17 protein-coding genes are annotated in these 21,847 nt (G+C 68.2%); 4 read left to right on the top strand and 13 right to left on the bottom strand.

The window, feature by feature from the left end:
* Positions 1-96: 96 nt before the first annotated feature.
* The 13 genes from ZRA01_RS09310 to ZRA01_RS09245 form a co-directional block, all read right to left on the bottom strand.
* A complete protein-coding gene (locus ZRA01_RS09310) occupies positions 97-2,271 on the bottom strand; it encodes a primosomal protein N' (protein WP_141351528.1) in 2,175 nt (724 codons plus the stop codon).
* Between the two features lie 450 nt (positions 2,272-2,721).
* On the bottom strand, positions 2,722-3,795 hold the full coding sequence (gene hemE / locus ZRA01_RS09305; RefSeq protein ID WP_141351526.1) for a uroporphyrinogen decarboxylase: 1,074 nt from the start codon (positions 3,793-3,795) through the stop codon (positions 2,722-2,724).
* A 183-nt stretch (positions 3,796-3,978) separates the two neighbouring features.
* Positions 3,979-5,436: a TrkH family potassium uptake protein gene (locus ZRA01_RS09295; RefSeq protein WP_174851605.1), complete on the bottom strand. Its 1,458-nt coding sequence runs from the start codon at positions 5,434-5,436 to the stop codon at positions 3,979-3,981.
* Positions 5,436-6,863: a Trk system potassium transporter TrkA gene (trkA, locus tag ZRA01_RS09290; protein WP_141351522.1), complete on the bottom strand. Its 1,428-nt coding sequence runs from the start codon at positions 6,861-6,863 to the stop codon at positions 5,436-5,438. The genes ZRA01_RS09295 and trkA overlap by 1 nt, the downstream gene beginning before the upstream one ends.
* 54 nt (positions 6,864-6,917) lie before the next feature.
* Positions 6,918-8,168: a sigma-54-dependent transcriptional regulator gene (locus ZRA01_RS09285; RefSeq protein ID WP_141351521.1), complete on the bottom strand. Its 1,251-nt coding sequence runs from the start codon at positions 8,166-8,168 to the stop codon at positions 6,918-6,920.
* Positions 8,146-10,287 (bottom strand): sensor histidine kinase, encoded by a 2,142-nt coding sequence (locus ZRA01_RS09280; RefSeq protein WP_141351518.1) that lies wholly within the window; start codon positions 10,285-10,287, stop codon positions 8,146-8,148. The genes ZRA01_RS09285 and ZRA01_RS09280 overlap by 23 nt, the downstream gene beginning before the upstream one ends.
* Entirely contained in the window at positions 10,284-10,901 is a 618-nt protein-coding gene (locus ZRA01_RS09275; protein WP_141351516.1) for a DUF4390 domain-containing protein, read from the bottom strand. The genes ZRA01_RS09280 and ZRA01_RS09275 overlap by 4 nt, the downstream gene beginning before the upstream one ends.
* Positions 10,861-12,177, bottom strand: coding sequence for a 16S rRNA (cytosine(967)-C(5))-methyltransferase RsmB (gene rsmB / locus ZRA01_RS09270; RefSeq protein WP_141351514.1), 1,317 nt, complete (start codon positions 12,175-12,177; stop codon positions 10,861-10,863). Before rsmB ends, ZRA01_RS09275 begins: the two co-directional genes overlap by 41 nt.
* Positions 12,178-12,181: 4 nt before the next feature.
* Positions 12,182-13,042: a spermine/spermidine synthase domain-containing protein gene (locus ZRA01_RS09265; RefSeq protein ID WP_170182931.1), complete on the bottom strand. Its 861-nt coding sequence runs from the start codon at positions 13,040-13,042 to the stop codon at positions 12,182-12,184.
* 14 nt (positions 13,043-13,056) lie between these two features.
* Positions 13,057-13,827 (bottom strand): sulfite exporter TauE/SafE family protein, encoded by a 771-nt coding sequence (locus ZRA01_RS09260; protein ID WP_141351510.1) that lies wholly within the window; start codon positions 13,825-13,827, stop codon positions 13,057-13,059.
* Between the two features lie 20 nt (positions 13,828-13,847).
* Positions 13,848-14,678, bottom strand: a complete 831-nt coding sequence (locus ZRA01_RS09255) for an SIR2 family NAD-dependent protein deacylase (protein ID WP_141351532.1) — start codon at positions 14,676-14,678, stop codon at positions 13,848-13,850.
* 2 nt (positions 14,679-14,680) lie between these two features.
* A complete protein-coding gene (gene tam / locus ZRA01_RS09250; protein WP_141351508.1) occupies positions 14,681-15,442 on the bottom strand; it encodes a trans-aconitate 2-methyltransferase in 762 nt (253 codons plus the stop codon).
* Between the two features lie 111 nt (positions 15,443-15,553).
* Positions 15,554-15,760 (bottom strand): YMGG-like glycine zipper-containing protein, encoded by a 207-nt coding sequence (locus ZRA01_RS09245; protein WP_141351506.1) that lies wholly within the window; start codon positions 15,758-15,760, stop codon positions 15,554-15,556.
* Positions 15,761-16,057: 297 nt separating this feature from the next.
* On the opposite strand from ZRA01_RS09245, the gene ZRA01_RS21005 reads away from it, so the two are divergent.
* The 4 genes from ZRA01_RS21005 to urtA all read left to right on the top strand — a co-directional run bounded on the left by ZRA01_RS21005 (position 16,058) and on the right by urtA (position 21,726).
* The gene (locus ZRA01_RS21005; RefSeq protein WP_246093512.1) at positions 16,058-17,773 is read left to right on the top strand and encodes a purine-cytosine permease family protein; all 1,716 of its coding nucleotides are present in this window, start codon (positions 16,058-16,060) and stop codon (positions 17,771-17,773) included.
* A complete protein-coding gene (locus tag ZRA01_RS21000; RefSeq protein ID WP_307724347.1) occupies positions 17,773-19,422 on the top strand; it encodes an ATP-binding response regulator in 1,650 nt (549 codons plus the stop codon). The genes ZRA01_RS21005 and ZRA01_RS21000 overlap by 1 nt, the downstream gene beginning before the upstream one ends.
* A complete protein-coding gene (locus ZRA01_RS09235) occupies positions 19,409-20,335 on the top strand; it encodes a response regulator (protein WP_141351504.1) in 927 nt (308 codons plus the stop codon). The genes ZRA01_RS21000 and ZRA01_RS09235 overlap by 14 nt, the downstream gene beginning before the upstream one ends.
* A gap of 128 nt (positions 20,336-20,463) precedes the next feature.
* Positions 20,464-21,726 carry an urea ABC transporter substrate-binding protein gene (gene urtA, locus ZRA01_RS09230; protein ID WP_141351502.1) on the top strand — a complete coding sequence of 421 codons (1,263 nt, stop codon included), beginning with the start codon at positions 20,464-20,466 and terminating at the stop codon, positions 21,724-21,726.
* Positions 21,727-21,847 lie beyond the last annotated feature (121 nt).

Below are 21,847 nucleotides of genomic sequence, written 5' to 3'. Positions count from 1 at the left end.
AGCCGACGCTCACCCGGAGGGTGGGAGCACTACACGCCCGCTGGCACATCGACGCCTGGCCTTGTCGCTCCAGGGTTATCCAGGCCCGACAGGCCGCTAGACTTCGGCCGGGTCCACGTCCAGGTGCCAGCGCAGGACGCGCGGGGGTTTGAGGGCCCACAGGCGCTCGCTCCAGGCGCTCAGAAAGGCCTGCAGGGCCGGGCGGGCGGGGGCTTCGACCAGCAGCTGGGCGCGTTCGCGGCGGGCCAGGCGGACCATGCGCATCGGCACCGGGTCGAACACCATCACCCCGAAGGCCTGGGCGTAGGGCAGGGCTTCAGCGCGGGCGGCCTTGAGCCAGTCGAGGGCGGTGCCCACCTCGTCGGCGGTGGCGCACAGCAGGGCGTTGGCGGCGAAGGGCGGGAAGCGGGCCTGCTTGCGCTCGTCGAGCTGCAGCGCGGCGTAGCGCTGGAAGTCGTGGCGGGCCAGGCACTGGTAGAGGGGGTGGTCGGGGTACTGGGTCTGGACCATCACCTCGCCCGGGAGCTGGCCGCGGCCGGCGCGGCCGCCCACCTGCATGAGCTGCTGGAACAGCCGCTCGGGGGCACGAAAATCAGCGGCGAAGAGGGACGAGTCGGCATTGAGCACGCCGACGAAGGTGAGCTTGGGGAAGTCGTGCCCCTTGGCCATCATCTGCGTGCCGACCAGGATGTCGGCCTCGCCGTTGCCGATCTGCTCGAGCAGGGCGTCCCACTGGCTGCGCGTGCGTGCCGCGTCCCGGTCGACGCGCAGCACCCGGGCGGTGGGGAAGCGTTCGGCGAGGGTCTCTTCGAGGCGCTGGGTGCCGCGGCCGAAGGGCTGGATGTCCTGGTCGCCGCAGTCGGGGCAGGCCAGCGGGATGCCGGCCTCGAAGCTGCAGTGGTGGCAGCGCAGGCGCCGGTCGGCCAGGTGCAGCACCATGTTGGCGGTGCAGTGCGGGCAGCGGCTGACCCAGCCGCAGGACGGGCACGAGAGCACCGGGGCGTAGCCGCGCCGGTTGAGGAAGATGAGGCTCTGCTCGCCCTTCTGCAGGCGCACCTCGACGGCCCGCAGCAGGTGCTCGGAGAGGCCGTGCTGGAGCTTCTCGCGGCGCACGTCCACCGGGCGCACCTTGGGCAGGGTGGCGGCAACGGCGCGGCTGGCCAGTTCGACGCGTTTGTAGCGGCCGGTCTCGGCGGCGTGCCAGCTTTCGAGGGACGGCGTGGCGGAGCCCAGCACGATGGGCACGCTGCGTTGGCGGGCGCGCCAGATGGCGAGGTCGCGGGCGGAGTAGCGCACGCCCTCGTGCTGCTTGTAGCTGGCGTCGTGTTCCTCGTCGACGACGATCAGGCCGAGCCGCGGCAGCGGCGTGAACACCGACAGGCGGGTGCCCAACACGATGTCGGCGCGGCCCTCCATGGCCTGCACGAAGCCCTGGGAGCGGGCGCCTTCGGCCAGCGCCGAGTGCAGGCTGACCACCCGCGCCGCCGGAAAGCGCCCGGCCACGCGGCCTTCGAGCTGGGGCGTGAGGGCGATCTCGGGGACCAGGATCAGGGCCTGGCCGCCGCCGGCGATGACCTGCTGCACGAGGCGCAGGTAGACCTCCGTCTTGCCGCTGCCGGTGACGCCGAAGAGCAGGAAGGGCTGGAAGCACCCGAAGCCTTCCGAGAGGCTGGCGACGGCGGCCTGCTGTTCGTCGGTGAGGGTGGGGGCGCCGGCCATCTGTGCCGGGTCGGCGGCGCTGCCGGGGGTTATCCAGCCGCGCTTGAGGGCGTCGGAGACGGCTGGGCCGTGGTGATCGCGCAGCAGCTGGCGGCGGCTGGGGCCGTCGGCGTCGAGGCTGCGCAGCAGCGCCAGGGCGCGGCTCTCGCGTTTGCTGTCGGCGAGGGCCTGGCGCCCGGCGGCACTGAGCTCGAGGAGTGGGTCGGCTTCGGCGCCGGCCACGGCATCGGCCCGGCGCAGGCGCGGCGGCAGGGCCATCGCGACGACTTCGCCGAGGGGGTGCTGGTAGTAGCGGGCGGTGAATTCCACCAGGGCCAGCCAGTCGGCTGGCAGGGCCGGGGCTTCGCGCTGGATGGCGATGACGGGCTTGAGGCGCTCGACCGGCAGCTCGGCGGCATCGGGCAGGGCGACGATCAGGCCGGTCTTCTCACCACGCCCGAAGGGCACCCGCACGCACCGCCCGAGGTCGCCGGGAGCGATGCTTTCTGCCGTGTAATCAAAGCATTGGGGCAGCGGAACGGGCAGCGCTACGCGGACGATGGCGGGGCTCATGGGCGGTTTTGTGGAGCGTTTTGCAAACCAGGGTTAAATGGCTTTTGTTTCAAGGGGTTGGCTGCGTTTCGTGAAGTTCTGGGTGGGAAACGACCCTGAAACCTTTGGCGTGAAGCGGGTATTTGGCCTTGTCCACAAAATCTGTGGATAACTTTGTGGGGAACGTGGGTAAAGTACCTCAAAACCCGCTCCCAGCAAGCCTTCCGCCTGCTCTGCCTCATTCCTGCACAAAAATTATATCGTTTAAAAACAAAGACTTGAAAAATGCGTAGTGCGTGAGAAAGGTTTCTGTAACGTGATCGAAACACGGGCTGTCGCTGTGTACAAGTCAAGCCCTGTTCGACAAATTTTCTGCTTGACGGGGGCTTCTTTGCCCATCTCGTTTTCGGTGCCGCGGAAACAAAAAGGCCGGCGCGGGCCGGCCCTTGGGTATTACTGAATCGCAGGCTCTCAGCCGGCCTGGGCCCGCAGCTGGCGGCTGTAGCTGTGAACGGTGTCGACCAGCACCGTGACGTTCTCGGGCGGGGTGAACTGGGAGATGCCGTGGCCGAGGTTGAAGACGTGGCCGGGGTTGGGGCCGTAGGCGTCGAGCACCTTGCGGGCTTCGGCGGCGACGGCCTCGGGGCTGCCGAACAGCACGGCCGGGTCGAGGTTGCCCTGCAGCGCGACCTTGTCGCCGACCAGGCGCCGGGCGGCGCCGATGTCCACCGTCCAGTCGAGGCCGACTGCGTCGGTGCCGCAGTCGGCGATGTCGGCCAGCCACAGGCCGCCGCCCTTGGTGAACACGATGCACGGGACGCGCTCGCCGTCCTTTTCGCGGGTGAGGCCGGCGACGATCTGGCGGATGTAGGCGAGGGAGAACTCGCGGTAGGCGTCATGGGCCAGCACGCCACCCCAGGAGTCGAAGATCATCACGGCTTGGGCGCCGGCTTCGATCTGGGCGTTGAGGTAGGCGGTGACGGCCTGGGCGGTGACGCCGAGGATGTGGTGCATGAGGTCGGGGCGGCTGTAGAGCAGGCCCTTGACCTTGCGGTAGTCGTCGGAGCCGCCGCCTTCGACCATGTAGCAGGCGAGCGTCCACGGGCTGCCGGAGAAGCCGATCAGCGGCACCGAGTTGTCGAGGGCGCGGCGGATCTCGGCGACGGCGTCCATCACGTAGCCGAGCTCGATGTTGGGGTCGGGCACGGCGAGGTTGCGGATCTCCCATTCTTCCTTCAGCGGGCGCTCGAACTTGGGGCCCTCGCCTTCGGCGAAGTACAGGCCCAGGCCCATGGCGTCGGGCACCGTGAGGATGTCGGAGAAGAGGATCGCGGCGTCGAGCTTGTAGCGGGTGAGGGGCTGCAGCGTGACTTCGCAGGCCATGCCGGGGCTCTTGCAGAGGTCGAGGAAGCTGCCGGCGCGCTTGCGCGTTTCGCGGTATTCGGGGAGGTAGCGGCCAGCCTGGCGCATCAGCCAGAGCGGGGTGTAGTCGGTGGGCTGGCGCATCAGCGCGCGCAGGAAGGTGTCGTTCTTCGGACGGCTCACGTGGAATCCTCGGCAGCAGCACCGCGCAGGGCGGCAAAGGCGGGATTATCCGCTTTTTGGGGAATGGGGAGTAGGAAGTGGGAAGTGGGGATTGGGTATTGGGAAGTGGGGTGCGGCTGATCGTCAGTGCAGCCGCGTTCAGCAGCGCCCACTTCCCATTACCTGCTACCCATTCCCCACGTCCTACTTTCGCCAGAACTGCGGCGTGAACACCACGGCCAGCGACAGCACTTCGAGACGGCCGAGGAGCATCGTGAAGCTGCATACCCAGGTCTGGAAATCGGTGAGGCCGGCGTAGTTGGACGACGGACCGACCACGCCGAGGCCCGGCCCCGCATTGGTGATGCTGCCCACCACGGCCCCCAGGGCGCTGATGAAGTCGAGCCCGCTGAGGATCAGCAAAAAGGTGAGCATCACGACACTCATGAAGTACAGGAAGATGAAGCCGAGCACCGCGATGACCACGTTGTTGGGGATCGGGCTGCCGCCAACCTTGACCGGGTTGACGATGGCGGGGTGCACCAGCCGGGTGAGCTCGCGGTTGGCCTGCTTGGCGAGAATCAGGGTGCGGATCATCTTGATGCCCCCACCGGTGGAGCCGGAGCTGCAGGTGATGTTGGCGAGGAACATCATCCACAAGGGGGCAAATACCGGCCATTTTTCGTAGTCCTGGCTGACGAAGCCAGAGGACAGGCCGATGGAGACGAGATTGAAGCTGACGTGGCGCAGCGCGGTGGGGTAGTCCTCGTAGGTGCCTTCCAGCCATACATAGAGCGCCACGCCGAAGCATGAGGCGACGATCAGGCCGATCACCCCGCGCACTTCCATGTCGCGCCAGTAGGTGCGCAGGTCACGCCCGCGGATGGCCAGGAAGTGGGTGGCGAAGTTCATCGCGGCGATCATCATGAAGACGATCAGGATGAACTCGACCTGGGGGTTGTCGAAGGCGCCGACGCTGGCGTCACGGGTGGAGAAGCCACCGAGGGACATGGCGGCGAAGGTGTGGCAGATGGCGTCCAGCCACGACAGGCCAGCCTGCTGGAGCAGCAGCGTGCAGGCGATCGTGAAGCCGACATAGACGAGCCACAGGGCCTTGGCGGTGTCGGCGATGCGGGCGGTGAGCTTGGCGTCCTTCATCGGGCCGGGGGTTTCGGCCTTGTAGAGCTGCATGCCGCCAACCCCCAGCATCGGCAGGACGGCGACCGCCAGCACGATGATGCCCATCCCGCCGAGCCAGTTGAGCTCGTGCCGCCAAAGGTTGATGGCCGGCGGCGCGTGGTCGAGGTTGGTCATCACCGTCGCGCCGGTGGTGGTGAGGCCGGAGATGGTCTCGAAGAAGGCGTCGGTGAAGCTCATGGTGTCGTACACCAGGAGCAGGGGGATGGTGGCGATTGAAGCCATCAGCACCCACACCGAAGACACCAGCAGGAAGCCGTCGCGGGGCTTGAGCTCGCGGTAGTTGGCGCGGGTGGTGAAGTAGAGGGTCAGCCCGCCGAGCAGGGAGATCACCATTGCCGCGACGAAGTCGGCGGTGGTGCCATCGTTGTAGTAGATGGCGGCGGCGATCGGCATCAGGTACGCAAAGCTGAAGATCGACAGCAGCCGGCCCAGCACATTGGCGACGGGGAGCAGCGCATCCATCAGAAGAATCCCCAGCCGACCTGGAACAGCTTTTCGACCTTGGCGACGAGTTTCTTGCTGGTGCAGAAGACGATGACGTGGTCGTCGGCGCGGATCACCGTGTCGTGGTGGGCCATGATGACCTCGACGATGGGTACCTCGTAGGCCACCAGCTCGCGGTATTCGGTGCGGCTCTTGCCGGTCTGGCGGACGATGGCGGCGATGGTGGCACCGTCGGGGAGGTCGAGCTCCTCGAGCTTGCGGCCGATCACCTTGCAGTGCTTGGCGTCGCCGTGGGCGATCAGCTCGAGGGCCTCGGCGGCGCCCCGGCGCAGGCTGTGCACGGCGGCCACGTCGCCGCGGCGGACGCGGGCGAGGAGCTGGCCGATGGAGGTCTGGGCCGGCGAGATGGCGATGTCGATGCGCCCGCCCTGCACGAGGTCGACGTAGGACTTGCGGTTGATCAGCGCGAGGGTGCGGCGGGCGCCCATCTGCTTGGCCAGCGAGGCCGACATGATGTTGTCTTCCTCGTCGTTGGTTAGGGCGAGGAACATGTCGGTCTCCTCGATGCTCTCGGCGTCGAGGAGGGCTTCGTCGGTGGAGTCGCCGCGCAGCACGACGGTGCGTTCGAGTTCGGCGGCCAGTTGTTCGGCGCGGCGGCGATCGCGTTCGATCAGCTTGACCGCGACGTTCTTCTCGATGGCCTTGGCGAGGCGCAGGCCGATGTTGCCGCCGCCGGCGATGATGATGCGGCGGATCGGCTTGTCCATGCGGCGTAGTTCGGTCATCACCCGGCGGATGTGGGTGCTGGCGGCGATCAGGAAGACTTCGTCGCCGCTCTCGATGACGGTGTCGCCCGTCGGCGAGATGGCTTGATCCTGGCGAAAGATGGCGGCAACCCGGGTGTCGATGTTGGGCAGGCGCTCGGGAATGGTCTTCAGGGGCTTGCCGACCAGCAGGCCGCCTTCGAAGGCGCGGATGGCGATCATCGTCACCATGCCGTCGGCGAACTCGAGCACCTGCAGGGCTTCGGGGAACTCGATGAGCTTGCGGATGTAGTCGGTGACGATCTGCTCGGGGCAGATCGAGTGGTCGACGGCGAAGTTGGTGTCGTCGAGGAGCTGGGGGTGGTCCTCGTAGTCGGCGGCGCGCAGGCGGGCGATGCGGGTCGGGACGTTGAACAGGGTCTTGGCGACCCGGCAGGCGCACAGGTTGGTCTGGTCGGATTGGGTGACGGCGATCAGCAGGTCGGCGTCGGCGGCGCCGGCGCGGTCGAGGATGGACGGCGAGGCGGCGTTGCCGGTGACGACCCGCAGGTCGAGACGCTCCTGCAGGTTGGCGAGGCGTTCGCCGTCGTAGTCGACGACGGTGATGTCGTTGGCCTCCGAGACGAGGCTCTCTGCCACCGAGGTGCCGACCTGGCCGGCGCCGAGGATGATGATCTTCATTGTTCTTCTCTTCCTTTGGGGGTCGGTTCGCAGGCCGGGCCGATGTGTGCCGGGTCAGCCGTCGCCGTTGTCGTGACGCTTGCCCACGCTGATGCCGAGCTGCTTGAGCTTGCGGTAGAGGTGGGTGCGCTCGAGGCCGGTTTTTTCGGCGAGGCGGGTCATGTTGCTGCCGTCGATCTGCAGGTGGTGTTCGAAGTACAGCCGCTCGAAGATCTCCCGCGCCTCGCGGAGCGGCAGGTCGAGGGGTAGGCCGAGGGCCGCGGTCGGCGTCTTGACCAGCAGATGGGCGACTTCGTCCATGTCGATTTCTTCTTCCAGGGTGCCCAGGGCGAGGGACTTGATGGCGGCCTTCAGCTCGGCGTAGCCGCCGCTCCAGTTGCGGTTGCGCAGCGCGTTGAGGGCGGCCGAGCTGAGGCGGCGGGGCGGCACCTCGCCGGCCTCGACGAAGTGGAGCAGGATCTGGCTGGCGATCTCGGGGATCTCGTCGCGGATCTCGCCGAGGGCCGGCGGCGCCAGGGAGACTTCGAACAGCCGGGTGAGGGCGCGCTCGTCCCAGCCATGCTCGATGAGCTCGTCGATACCGTGCTCGGTGGCGACGACCAGGGTGTGGCCGTGGCGCTCCAGGCGGTCCATCGCGAAGACCAGGTTCTTCTGTTGGGGCCGCGACAGGTAGTACAGCTCGGGCACGTAGAGCAGGCCGTTGCGTGCGCCCTCGAGGGTGTTGAGCTCGAGGGGGGCGGCGGACAGGGACAGGTCGAGCCACGGGGTACCGATGCGTTGCAGGGTGCGGGCGCACAGCTCGGCGAGGCTGCCCGGGCCGACGCGCAGCAGGATGATGCGCGACTTGTCGGCCATCTGCTCGAGGCGCTTCTTGAGGTCGCGCAGCGGCGCGGAGCGGGCGAAGGCGCCGAGGCCCAGGGGGCTGGGGGTGTGGGCGGGCTTGATGCGGGCCAGGCCGCGCTTGACTGCGGCGAGCAGCTTCTGGAGCGCGATGGGCTTTTCGAGAAACTCCATCGCGCCGATGCGGGTGGCCTCGACGGCGGTGTCGATGGTGCCGTGGCCGGACATCATCACGACGGGCATGGTGAGCTGGCCGTTGGCGGACCATTCCTTGAGCAGGCTGACGCCGTCGGTGTCGGGCATCCAGATGTCGAGCAGCACGAGGTCGGGGCGGGCGGCGTTGCGGGCGGCCCGGGCGGCCGCGGCGTTTTCGGCGAGGATGATGTCGTGCCCCTCGTCGCGGAGGATTTCCGAGAGGAGCTCGCGAATGCCGACTTCGTCGTCAACGATGAGAATTTTGGCCATGGACGCTGGGTTCTGATTGGGGGGCGCTGCGCAGGCGGATGCGGATCTCCGCGCCGCCGGTTTCTCGGTTGGCAAGACGGATCTCGCCTTCGTGTTCGTCGATGATCTTTTTTACGATGGCCAGGCCCAGCCCGGTGCCACGGGCCTTGGTCGTCACGTAGGGTTCGAAGGCGCGGGACAGGATCTCGGGGGCGAAGCCCGGGCCGTTGTCGCGCAGGAACAAGTCTACCCGCCGGGAATCGCTGCGGGTCAACAGCTCGATCTCGGCGTCATCCTGGTCGGCCAGGGCGTCTTCGGCGTTCTGCAGCAGGTTGTGGATGACCTGGCGCAGCTGGGTAGCGTCGCCCAGCACGCGGGGCAGGTCGGTGCCGAGCTCGGCGTGGATCATCACCGGCGAACCCTCGTAGAGCCCCAGCACCTCGCGGACCAGGGCGTTGAGGTCGATGGGCGTCATCTGCGGGCTGGGCAGGCGGGCGTAGTCGCGGAAGGCGTTGACCAGGTTCTTCATGGCCTCGACCTGGTTGACGATGGTCTGGGTGGAGCGCTCCAGCATCTGGCGGCCCTCGTCGTCGAGGCGGTCGGCGAGCTTGAAGTGCAGCCGCTCGGCGGAGAGCTGGATGGGGGTGAGGGGGTTCTTGATCTCGTGGGCCAGGCGCCGGGCGACCTCGGCCCAGGCGGCGGTGCGCTGGGCGGCGATGAGGCGGGTGATGTCGTCGAACACCACCACCCAGCCGCCGCCGGTGCTGTCGGGCAGGCGGGTGCCGTGGAGGAGCAGGGTCTGGGTGCTGCCGTCGGGGTTGGAGAATTCGAGCTGGCGGTTCCAGTCGGGCTCGGTGGCGGCGAAGCCGTCGAGGAGGGCGTCGCGGAACGCGGCGTGGGCCTGCCAGTCGGCGAGGCGGGTGTGCTCGTAGCCGTCGAGGCCGTCGTTGAGGATGGTCATCGCGCCGTGGTTGGCGGCCCGCAGGTGGCCGTCCGGCGAGAAGGCGAGCACGCCCGCCGAGAGGCTGGCCAGCACGCTCTCGAGGTAGGCCCGGTTGCGTTCGACGGCGGCGCGGCTGTTGTCGGCCTGGGCGCGGGCGTCTTCGAGCTGGCGCGTCATCTGGTTGAAGGACTGGGTCAGCACGCCGAGCTCGTCGTGGGCGGGCAGGGCCTGGCGCGGGCTGAAGTCGCCGGCGGCGACTGCCTGGGTGCCCTCGGCGAGGATGAACAGCGGCGCGGCCAGGCGCCGGGTGAGCACGAAGGCGACCGCCACGGCGGCGAACAGGGCCAGCAGCAGCGTGAGTGTCAGGGTGAGGGTGTAGATGCTCTTCAGGCCGTTGCGGGCGAGGGACAGCTCCTGGTAGTCGCGGTGCACGGCCTCGACGCTCTCGGCGTGCATCGCGAAGGTCTGGGGGACGTCCTGGGTGATCTGCAAGAGCTGGGGTTCGCTGAGGCGGCGGGAGGGGATAGGCACGATCACCCGCAGCAGCAGCCCGTCGGCGGCGTGGCCTTCGGTGGCGCGGTAGCCGCGGCTCTGGCGGGCTTCGCGGAGCTGGGCGGCGGTGGGCTGCTCGGGCATCAGCGCCGACAGCTGGGCGTCGGCGGTGGCGATGATCTTGCCGCCGGGCGAGAAGACGGTGGCCGACTCGACGCCGTGGCGCTCGCGCAGCTCGTTGAGCAGCGGCGAGCGGAGCTGCGGTGCGGTCTCGAGCTCCTGGGCCATGCGGTCGGCCTTGACCGCGAGCTGGTCGAGGAGCATCTCGAGGGAGGCGCGGCCGAGCTGCAGGCCGCTCTCGAGGGCGGTGTCGACCCGTACGTTGAACCACGATTCGATGCTCTTCACCGCAAACTGCAGGGACACCGCATACACCAGCACGCCCGGCACCACCGCCATCGCGGCGAAGATGGCCATCAGGCGCAGCTTGAGCCGCGAGCCGAAACGCCGCGAGCGGTATTCCTGCCACAGCCCGCGCAGCTGCACGAACACCAGGCTGGCGAGGCCCAGCGCGATGATGCCGTTGAGCCCCAGCAGCAAGGTGTAGTTGCGGGCGAAGAAGGGGGTGTTGGCGCTGGCGGTGGCGAGCAGGAACAGCAGGATGCCGGCGATCGCTGCGGCGACGACGAGGACGGTGGGCCTCATCGGGCGTCCCGTCCGGCGGCGAAGGTCCAGCGGTACCAGTCGGAGCTGAGGTTCCAGTCCTTGCGGCCAAGGGCGCTCACCTGCAGCGGCTTGGGCAGCTCGGCCACGTCGAGGCGGAAGCGCAGTGCGGCGTTGTAGCTGCGGCCGACGCGCAGCGCAGCGCGCTCGGCGACGCTCCAGTTGCGGATGCGCAGCATGGTGCGCAGGGCTTCTTCGAGGCTGCCGAAGTTCTGGTGCAGGGCGCCGCTGGTGAGGCGGTACTGGCGGGTGAGGGACTGGTAGGAGAGCCGATAGGTGAGGCTCTTGGTGACGATCTCCTCGTCCAGCCAGTACCAGCGCGGCGCTGCGAGTTCGAACTCGGTGACGAAGTAGAGGGATACGCCGCGGGCCACCACGTCGGCCAGCAGCGGGGTGAGCTCGGCGACGATGTCGGCGTTGAGCACGTAGGTGTCGTCGGCGAGCACCAGCGCGACGTTGCGGATCTCCGCCTCGGCGGCCGTTGCCGGCGTGGGGGCGAGGCCGAGGCTGGATGCCGCGGCGAGGGCCACCACGCCGCCGATGAAGCGACGGCGCTCAGGCGGTTTTCTCGAGCAGGGCGTAGAAGAATCCGTCATGTTCGGCGCAAGGCAGGTACTGGCAGTCGAGTTGCCCCGCGATGGGGAGGCGGCGGCAATCGGGGTGGCGGGCCGCAAAGGCGGTGATCTGATCCCCGTTCTCTTCGGCAAACACCGAGCAGGTCGCATAGAGCATTTTGCCACCCGGCGCGAGGGTCTGCCACAGGGCCTCGAGGATCTCCGCCTGCTGGGCGGCGAAGCGCGGGATGTCGTCGGAGCGGCGCAGCCACTTGATGTCGGGGTTGCGGCGCACCACGCCGGAGGCGGAGCAGGGCACGTCGGCGAGGATGCGCTCGAAGGGGCGGCCGTCCCACCAGGCGTCGAGCTTGCGGCAGTCACTGGCCTTCACCTCGGCGGCGAGGCCGAGGCGGGCCAGGTTTTCGCTGATCCGCTGGGCCCGGACGGGGCTGCTGTCGAGGGCGGTGAGGGCCACGTCGGCCGTCTCGAGGATGTGGGCGCTCTTGCCGCCGGGCGCGGCGCAGGCGTCGAGCACGCGCTGGCCGTCGTCAAGATCGAGATAGCGCGCAGCGTGCTGGGCGCCGGCGTCCTGCACGCTGAGGCAGCCTTCGGCAAACCCCGGGAGGCGGCTGACGGACAGCGGCTGGTCGAGGAGCAGGGTGCCCGCGGCGAGGCGTTTTACGGTGATGCCGGCCGCGGCAAAGTCGGCCAGCACTTCGTCGTCGCTGGCCCGCAGCGGATTGACCCGCAGGGCCATCGGCGGGTGGGTGTTGCCGGCGGCGAGGATGGCGCGCCATTTTTGCGGGTATTGATTCTTGAGGCGACGGATCCACCAGGGCGGGTGGCGGTGCTCGGCGACCATGTCGGTGTCGGCGGCCTGGGCGAGCTCGCCGGACTGGCGCAGGGCGTTGCGCAGCACGCCGTTGGCGACGCCCTTGAACTTGCCGCCGATCAGGTTGGATGCGGCGCTGACAGCCTGGTCGACCACCGTGTGGGCGGTGTCGGGGCGCACGGCGAGGCGATGCAGGGCGACCCGCAGCAGCGATTGAACCGGCTCGGGCAGCGGCTTCTGGAGCAGCTTGCCGAGGATGAAGTCCTGCCGGCCGTAGTCGCGCAGGGTGCTGTAGGTGAGGTCGAGAATGGCGCCGCGGACGCCGGCCGGGGTGGCCGGGTGGGCGGCCCACAGGCGGGCCAGGGCATCGGTGAGGGCGGTGCCGCCGACGACTTCGGCAATCAGCTCGGCGCTGGTGAGCAGGGCGTAGCCGAGGCTGTCCTCGGGCAGGCGAGTCGGGGGCGCGGGGTGGGCAGGAGTGGGCATGGCGTCAGGCGAGCAGGTCGCGCAGGTGGTTGGGCAGGGCCTCGCTGGCGAGGTGCAGGGCTGGATTGTAGTAGCGCAGGCCGCGGATGCCGCGTTCTTCTAGCCGTTGTTGCAGGAGATTGGCGTCGGGGCCGGGCGTGGGCTGGGTGCGGCAGCGTGCAAGCAGCCAGGGGCCGCCGTAAAGCGGCGCATGGATCAGGCTGAGGCGGACGTTTGCGAAGCTGCGCCGCAGGCGTTGGCACAGGTTGCGGACCTTGTCCGGTTGGTAGAAGGGCGAGCCGAGCTGGACGTGGGCGATGCCGGCGGGGCCGAGGCTGGCGGCGCACAGGGCCAGGAAGACGTCGTCGTGGAGGTGGGCGCAGGCGGGGTCGTCGGTCTCGGTGAGGTCGAAGAGGATCAGGTCGAACGCCTCGCCCTGGTCGTGGAGGGCCTTCAGGCTGCGGGCGGCGTCGCCGACGCAGAGTTCCACGCGCGGGTCGTCGAAGGCGCCGGTGGAGAGGGAGCGGATGTGCTCACGCAGGGTGCTGACGACGAGCGGGTCGAGTTCGGCAACGACGATGCGCGTGAGGCTCGGGTGTTTTAGGAGCTCGCGGGCGCTGGCGCCATCACCGCCGCCGAGGATGATGGCTCGGCGTGGCGCGGGGTGTTCGAGGGCGGCGAGGTGGGCAAGGCTTTCGTGGATCATGAACTCGTCGGCCTCGGCGGCCATGGCGTCGCCGTCGAGGCGGTAGAGTTGGCCAAAGGATGCCGTGTGTTCCACCGAGATGTGCTGGAAGCTGCTGCGCACCTCGATTGGTGGGGCGCTGGCATGGAGCGTGAGCGTCGCGTCGGGCGCCAGGGCTAGGGTGATCGGCTGTTGTTTCACGTGAAACAAATCTCTCAGGCAAGGAAGATGTCGGCGCTGAAGCGCAGGATCAGCACGGTGACCACGACCAGGAAGGCCTTGCGGATGAAGGCCGCGCCGTAGCGCAGGGCGATGGCTGCACCTACCTGGGAGCCGGCCAGGTTGCACAGGGCCATTACCGCCGCGACCTTCCAGAACACCTCCCCGTGGGAGACAAAAAAGCCGATCGCGGCGAGGTTGGTGCTGACGTTGACGATCTTGGCCATCACCGAGGCGTGCAGAAAGTCCATCTGCAGCAGCCGGATGAACAGGAAGATCAGGAAGCTGCCGGTGCCCGGGCCGAAGAAGCCGTCGTAGAAACCGATGCCGGCACCAATGGCGACGGCCAAGCGCAGCTCCCGGCGAGGGTTCGACAGGCGCTGGTGATGGATGCCGAAATCCTTGCGGATGAAGGTGTAGATGGCCACGGCGATGAGCAGCGCCAATATCAGCGGCCGCAGGGCGACCGGCGGAAACAGCGACACCGCGCGGGCGCCGAGCCAGGCGCCGATGGCGGCCGCAGCGGCGGCGGGGCCGACGATGGGCCAGGGGATTGTGATGCGCCGCCCGTAATGAATCGCGGCGCTGGTGGTGCCCACGACGCTGGCCAGCTTGTTGGTGCCGAACAGGGTTGCCGGCGTCGCGTTGGGGAAGGCAGAGAACAGCAGCGGGATCTGGATCAGGCCGCCGCCGCCCACCACGGCGTCGACCAGGCCGGCAAAGAAGGCGCCCGCAGGCAGGAGGAGAAAGAGTGGGTCCATGCTCAATGTTTCACGTGAAACAATATTCAGCGCTCGAAGAAGCCGCGCTGCAACAAGGCCTGCTGGATGCCCTCGAGGGCGGCCAGGCCACCCATGGGCAGGCTGACGCCGCGGCCCGGAATGTCGGGCTCGGTGGGGTTGATGCGGATCAGTGGCTCGCCCAGCGTCTCGCTGAACCAACGCACTGTGGGGACGTGCAGGCCGGCACCGATCTCGATCACGACCGCTCGCTGCGTGCCGCCCAGCCAGGCCTCCAGCCGCCGGCGCTGGGCGGCGGTGCGCTGGCTCAGCCAGCCCCAGTCGCCGAACATCAGCACATTGGGCCGCAGGAGCGCGTGGCAGCCGGTGCAGCGGGGCAGGGGAGAGCGCAGTAGGCAGGCGTCTTCGTCCACCTCCGGCTCGAAGCCGTCGGCTGGGGTGATGCGCCCGTCGCAGCCGTCCAGGCATTGCAGGTGGTGGATGGAGCCGTGCACTTCGCAGACCCGGTTTTCGTCAAAACCGGCCCGCTGGAACTGGCCGTCCACGTTCGAGGTGAATATGAAGTTCCCGCGGGGAAGGCGTGCCCCGATGGCCTGCAGGATCGCGAAACCTGGGTGCGGCACGGTGCGGTGGTACAGGTTGAGCCGGTGCCCGTAGAAGCCCCAGGCGAGGGCTGGGCTACGCACGAAGGCGTCGGGGCTGGCGATCTCCTCGAAGGCGATGCGTGCCCCGGCCAGGGCTGGATAGGCGCGCCACAGGCCGGCGTTGCCACGAAAGTCGGGCAGCCCGGAATCGACGCCCATGCCGGCCCCCGCGGTGATCATCAACCCGTCGGCGCCCTGGATCAGGCGGGCGGCCTCGTCGCACAGGCGCTGCATGCTCATCGGCAGGCCACCAGAAAGATGCGGCGGAAGGGAAACAGCGTGGTGCCCGAGGCGTCGGGGGGATAGGCCTCGGCGAGCTGCAGTGCGAGTTCGGCCAGCAGGCGTGCCTGATCGGCGGTGGTGAGCGGTGCGAGATAGGGGAGCAGGGTGGTGCCGCGCAGCCAGTCGAGCACGGGGGCGGGGCCGCTCAGGCGCTGCCAGTAGATGCTCTCCCACAGGGCCAGCTGGGTGCAGTGGGGGGCGAGGAGATGGTGATAGTCGGACATGCCCAGCACCGCCCCCATCCGGGCCTCGGTGAGCATCTCGGCCCAGGCCGGTGCTGCGGCCAGCTCGCGGATCAGGCGGTGGGACGGCGCGTCGAAGTTGCCGGGCATCTGCACGGCGAGCACGCCACCCGGCGCGAGCAGCGAGAGCAGGCGTGGGAAGAGGGAAGGGTGGTCGTCCAGCCAGTGCAGCGCGGCATTCGAGAAGATCAGGTCGGGGGCTTCGGCAGGCGTCCAGTGGCGGATGTCGGCGAGCTCGAAGCGGGCCTCGGGCAGGGTGGGGCGAGCCCGCTCGAGCATGGCGGCCGAGGCGTCGACGCCGGTGATCTGCGCCCGCGGCCAGCGGCCTGCGAGGAGGCGGGTGACGTTGCCCGGGCCGCAGCCCAGGTCCACCACCCGAGCCGGCGCCGGGAGGGGAATCCGGGCGAGAAGATCCTGCGCCGGGCGCAGGCGTTCGTCGGCAAACTGCAGGTATCGCTCTGGCTCCCAGCCCATGATCCGCCTTCCTCCGAAAGCCTTGATTGTCGCCGAAGGCAGGTCGGGAGGCACAAAAAGAAGAACCCGGCCGCAGCCGGGTTCTCGTCCATCGGGGCGGGCTGAGGAGGCTCAGCGCTTGATCTGGTTGCCGATCACTCCACCCACCGCAGCGCCGCCGACGGTGCCGACGGAGCTACCGTTGGTGAGCACCGAGCCGGCCACGCCGCCGATGGCAGCGCCGATTGCAGTGTTCTTCTGCTGGGCGTTCATGTTGGCGCAGCCGGTGAAGGCGGTCAGGGCGAGGACGGCCAGCAGGTGTTTGAGCAAGAGTTTCATGATTGTTCTCCGGGGTTGTTGGAGGCGGTCTGCTGCGGATGGCAGACATGGTGCATGGCCCGACTGTAGAGCAAGGCAGGCCGGAAGCTTGTAAGGAGTGGTGTGGAAATGTAAGGGGTATCGAAGCCTGGGCTCCGGGTGTATCGCCCCGGGTAGTCTGGCGATGGGTGCCCCCTTCCGCCCGGTCCCGGGCTTTGTGATGCGTTTCATGCGCAGGCCGCGACGCCAGCAGGCACGGCGAGGGCCGGAGTGTTGGGCCGCCGCCGCCCCCGGCGGGCTTCATGTTTTAATCCACGGATGACATCGAATGCCCATCCGCCCGCCCAACGCGTCGTCAAGGTTAGGCGCGACTACAACACCTGGGTCGCCAACGAAACGCTCGAGGATTACGCGCTGCGTTTCACGCCGCCCAGCTTCCGGAAGTGGTCGGAATGGCGGGTTGCCAACACCGCCTTTGGCGCGGCCGCCTTCCTGGTGCTGGAGGCGGTCGGGGCCACCATGCTCATCGAGGCGGGCTTCATCAACGCGTTCTGGGGCATCCTGGCCACCGGGCTGATCATCTTCCTGCTCGGCCTGCCGGTCTGCGTGATGTCTGCCCGCCATGGGCTGGACATGGATCTCCTCACCCGGGGCGCGGGCTTCGGCTATATCGGCTCGACCATCACCTCGCTGATCTATGCCAGCTTCACCTTCATCTTCTTCGCCCTCGAGGCGGCCATCATGGCCTACGCGCTGGAGCTGGCCTTCGGGCTGCCGCCGGCCTGGGGCTACCTGGTCTGCGCACTGGCGGTGATCCCGCTGGTGACCCACGGCGTCACCTGGATCAGCAAGCTGCAGGCCTGGACCCAGCCCCTGTGGCTTTTTCTGCTGGTGCTGCCCTACGCCTTCGTGCTGGCCGAGGAGCCCGACGCGCTGCGTGGCCTGGTGCATTACGGCGGTGAGCGCGGCCACGGCACGGTCTTCGACTTTCAGTTGTTCGGTGCCGCGCTGAGCATCGGCATCGCCCTCGTCACCCAGATCGCCGAGCAGGTGGATTACCTTCGCTTCATGCCGGTGAAGACGGCCGCCAATCGGCGACGCTGGTGGGCGGCCGTCATGCTGGGTGGCCCGGGCTGGGTCGTGCCGGGTGTCCTCAAGATGCTGGGCGGTGCGCTGCTGGCCTGGCTGGCCCTGCGCAATGCGGTGCCGGCGGAGCGGGCGGTCGACCCCAACCAGATGTACCTGATCGGCTTCTCCCACGTCTTCGACAACACCAGCCTGGCGATCGCCGCGACGGTGGTGTTCGTGATCGTCTCGCAGCTCAAGATCAACGTCACCAACGCCTACGCGGGCTCGCTGGCCTGGTCGAACGTGTTTGCCCGCCTGACCCACAGCCACCCGGGGCGCGTCGTGTGGGTGGTCTTCAACTGCCTGATCGCGCTGATGCTGATGGAGCTGAACGTCTTCCAGGCCATCGGGCAGGTGCTCGGCCTGTATTCCAACATCGCCATTTCGTGGATGGCGGCGGTGGTTGCCGACCTGGTCATCAACAAGCCTCTCGGGCTGTCGCCTGCCGGGCTGGAGTTCAGGCGCAGCAACCTGTACGACATCAACCCGGTGGGGCTCGGTGCGATGGCGATCGCGTCGGCGCTCTCCATCTGCGCGTTTGCCGGTTTGTTCGGAAGCGAGGTGGCGCCCTACGCCTCCTTCATCGCGCTGGCCGGCGCCTTCGTCTTCTCGCCACTGATCGCCTGGGCGACGGGGGGCGTTACTACTTGGTGCGCCCTGTGGCGGCATCTGCCGCCGGTGTCTGCGTGGTTTGCGAACGGCCCTACGAAGGTGAGGAGATGGCCCATTGCCCGGCCTATCAGGGGCCGATCTGCTCCCTGTGCTGCTCCCTCGATGCCCGCTGCCACGACCTGTGCAAGCCGAGCGCCAGCCTGTCGGCCCAGTGGCTGGCCCTGCTGCGCCGGGTTCTGCCCCGCGCGGCCCAGCCCTACATCGATACCGGGCTCGCCCATTACCTGCTGCTGATGGCCGGCATCGTGCCGCTGCTCGCGCTGATCCTCGGCGTGCTGTACACCCACGAAGTGCTGATCGTCGGCGCCGACGACCTGGCCGCCGTGGCACGCCTGAAGGACACCTTCGTCAAGACCTTCGCCGCCCTCCTGATGCTCTCCGGCGTGCTCGCCTGGTGGATGGTGCTGACCCAGAAGAGCCGGCGGGTCGCCCAGGAGGAGTCCAACCGCCAGACCCAGCTGCTGATGCAGGAGATCGAATCCCATCGGCGCACCGACACCGCGCTGCAGCAGGCCAACCAGGCCAAGAGCCGCTACATCACGGCGATCAGCCACGAGCTGCGCTCGCCCCTCAACAGCATCCTCGGCTACGCGCAGATCCTGGCCGCCGACGACGACATCCCGCCCAACCGCAGGCAGGCGGTGAGCGTGATCCGCAAGTCCGGCGACCACCTGCTGTCGGTGATCGAGCGGACCCTCGACATCGCCCGCATCGAGGGCGGCAAGCTGACCCTCGACATCAAGGCCATGGATTTCCCGGAGCTGCTGCAGCAGCTGGTCTGGATGTTCGAGCTCCAGGCCCGCGACAAGGGGCTCTCCTTCGACTACCAGCCGGTGGGCGCGCTGCCGGCCATCGTGCGGGCCGACGAGAAGCGGCTGCGCCAGATCCTCATCAACGTCCTCGGCAACGCGGTGAAGTTCACCGTGCGGGGCGGCGTCGTCTTCCGCGTGGAATGCCGACGCGAGATGGCGACCTTCGAGATCCGCGACAGCGGCCCGGGCATCCTGGCCGACGACATGCAGCGCATCTTCGAGCCCTTTGCTCGCGGCAGCAACGTGACGGCGGCGGGCAGCGGGGTCGGCCTGACCATCGCCCGCATGCTCACCGACCTGATGGGCGGCGAGATGCAGGTCTCCAGCCAGCCGGGGGAGGGGACGTTGTTCCGCATCCGCCTGTTCCTGCCCCAGGTGCATTCGGCCCAGGCTGCCCGGGAGCTGCCCCGCGTCGACCGCGTCGCGTACGCCGGTGTGCGGCGGCGGATTCTGGTGGTCGATAACGAAAAGGTGGACCGGGAGCTGCTCTGCACCATGCTCGAGCCCCTCGGCTTCATCGTCGAGCAGGCGGCGAGCGGTTTCGAATGCCTGGCCATCGTGCCGCGCCTTGCTCCGGACGTGATCTTCATGGATCTCGGCATGCCCGGCATCGACGGCTGGGAGACGATCCGGCGGCTGCGCCAGCAGGGCCTCGGCAGCGCCCGCCTGGCGATCCTGTCTGCCAACGCCTTCGACAAGAACCTCGACAACGATGTGGGCATCGGCCCGGACGACTTCATCGTCAAGCCCTTCAAGCTCAACGAGCTCCTCGACTGGATCGGGCGCGTGCTGGAGCTGGAGTGGGTCAGCAGCGGCACGCTGCCGCCGGCCGCCGCGCCGGCCCCGGTGACTCCGCCGCCGCTGGTGCCGCCGGGGGCGGCCGAGCTGGAGGCGCTGGTCGACCTGATCAACCTCGGCTACCTGCGTGGCATCCTCAACAAGTTGGGCGAGATCGAGCGCCAGGATACGGCCCATGCCGAATTTGTCCGGGTGCTGCGCGATCTGGCGCGACAATTCCAGTTCGACGCGATGAAGGAAATCATCCGGAAGGCCAGCAATGCCCCCCAATGAAAACGCCCTCTCCCACATCGTCCTGGTCGTGGACGACGTGCCCGAGAACCTCTCCCTGCTTCACGACGCCCTCGACGAGGCGGGGCACACGGTGCTCGTCGCCACCAACGGCGAGGCGGCGCTGCAGCGGGCCCGCCAGAGCCTGCCCGAGGTCATCCTGCTCGATGCGCTGATGCCCGGCATGGACGGCTTCGAGGTGGCCCGCCGCCTGAAGGCCGACTTCACGACCCAGCACATCCCGATCGTCTTCATGACCGGGCTGACCGAGACCGAGCACATCGTCGCTGCCTTTGCCGCCGGCGGTGCCGACTACGTGACCAAGCCGATCCGCCCGGCCGAGGTGATCGCGCGGATCGCCGCCCACATCACCAACGCCCGCCAGATGCGCCAGGCCCGCAGCGCCCTCGACGCCTTCGGCCAGGCCACCGTCGCGGTGCGCGCCGCCGACAGCCGCATCGTCTGGCAGACGCCGCTGGCCCGGACCCTGCTCAACACCTACTTCGCCAACCCCGAAACCGTGGCGCCGGAAGAGCTGCTGGCCTGGATCGCCGCGGCCCGGCGCGCCCGGGGCGAGGGCCGCGAGCCGGCCTCCCTGCTGATCTCCGAGGGCAACAAGCGCCTGCTGGCCTCCTTCCACGACCGCACCGGCGATGACGAATGGCTGGTCGTGCTGCGCGAGGAGAACGACGCCTCCGCCGTCGAGTCGCTGATCTCCGCCTTCCGCCTCACCCAGCGCGAGGCCGAGGTGCTGTATTGGGTCGTGCGCGGCAAGACCAGCAAGGACATCGGCGACATCCTGGGCAGCAGCCCGCGCACCGTGGACAAGCACCTGGAGCACGTCTTCGAGAAGCTCGGCGTCGAGACCCGCACCGCAGCCGCCAACCTGGCGATGGGCCGGATGCGCGGCAGCTGACACCCGTCGCCGGGCCACCCCGGCGGCACCTACGCAATCCAACGTATTTCTCACCCGGCACCCCGGCCGTAATCTGGCGCTGCACCGCAACAACGCGGCCAGATCATCCAACGTCCGAGGAGCCTTCCATGAGCAACCGTCGTCACTTCATCAAGGCCACCATAGTGGCCGCCGCCCTGGCTTCGATGGGCATGAGCGCCCACGCCGCCGACACCATCAAGGTTGGCATCCTGCACTCGCTGTCGGGCACGATGGCGATCTCCGAAACGGCGCTGAAGGAAACCGCGCTGATGACCATCGAGGAGATCAACAAGGCCGGCGGCGTGATGGGCAAGCAGCTCGAGCCGGTGGTGGTGGACCCGGCCTCCAACTGGCCGCTGTTCGCCGAGAAGGCCCGTCAGCTGCTGACCAAGGACAAGGTGGCGGTGACCTTCGGCTGCTGGACGTCGGTGTCCCGCAAGTCGGTGCTGCCGGTGTACAAAGAGCTCAACGGCCTGTTGTTCTACCCGGTGCAGTACGAGGGCGAGGAGCTCGAGAAGAACGTCTTCTACACCGGCGCGGCGCCCAACCAGCAGGCTATCCCGGCGGTCGAATACCTGATGAGCAAGGACGGCGGCGAGGCCAAGCGCTTCGTGCTGCTCGGCACCGACTACGTGTACCCGCGCACCACCAACAAGATCCTGCGCGCCTTCCTGAAGACCAAGGGCGTCGCCGACGCCGACATCATGGAGGAGTACACCCCCTTCGGCCACAGCGACTACCAGACCATCATCGCCAAGATCAAGAAGTTCGCCTCCGAGGGCAAGAAGACGGCGGTGGTGTCCACCATCAATGGCGACTCCAACGTGCCCTTCTACAAGGAACTCGGCAACGCTGGCCTGAAGGCCACCGATGTGCCGGTGGTGGCCTTCTCGGTGGGCGAGGAGGAGCTGCGCGGCGTCGATGCCAAGCCGCTGGTCGGCCACCTGGCGGCGTGGAACTACTTCCAGTCCCTGAAGAACCCCGAGAACGCCAGGTTCATCAAAATGTACAAGGACTGGGCCGTCCGCAAGAAGCTGCCGAACGCCGGCACCGTGGTCACCAACGACCCGATGGAGGCCACCTACATCGGCATCCACATGTGGGCCCAGGCCGTCGAGAAGGCCAAGTCCACCGACACCGACAAGGTGATCGCCGCGATGGCCGGCCAGAGCTTCAAGGCGCCCTCCGGCTTCACCGTGAAGATGGACGAGAAGAACCACCACCTGCACAAGCCGGTGTTCCTAGGCGAGGTGAAGGCCGACGGCCAGTTCAGCGTGGTCTGGAAGACCCCCGGCCCGGTCAAGGCTGCGCCGTGGAGCCCCTACATCCCGGGCAACGACAAGAAAAAGGGCGAGCCCGAGGCCAAGTAAGCCGGCTCGGCCAGTGTCTGCAGCGGGGGCTTCGGCCCCCGTTTTCGTTTTGGGGGCGGCCTGCGTAGCCCTACGCAATTCAGCGTATTTCTGGGCAGCGGCCCGGTCCGTAAGCTGGCAT

Source organism: Zoogloea ramigera, assembly GCF_006539865.1.
GTDB lineage: Bacteria > Pseudomonadota > Gammaproteobacteria > Burkholderiales > Rhodocyclaceae > Zoogloea > Zoogloea ramigera.
Note: the sequence above shows the minus strand (reverse complement) of the source record. Positions and strands in the feature narration are given on the sequence as shown.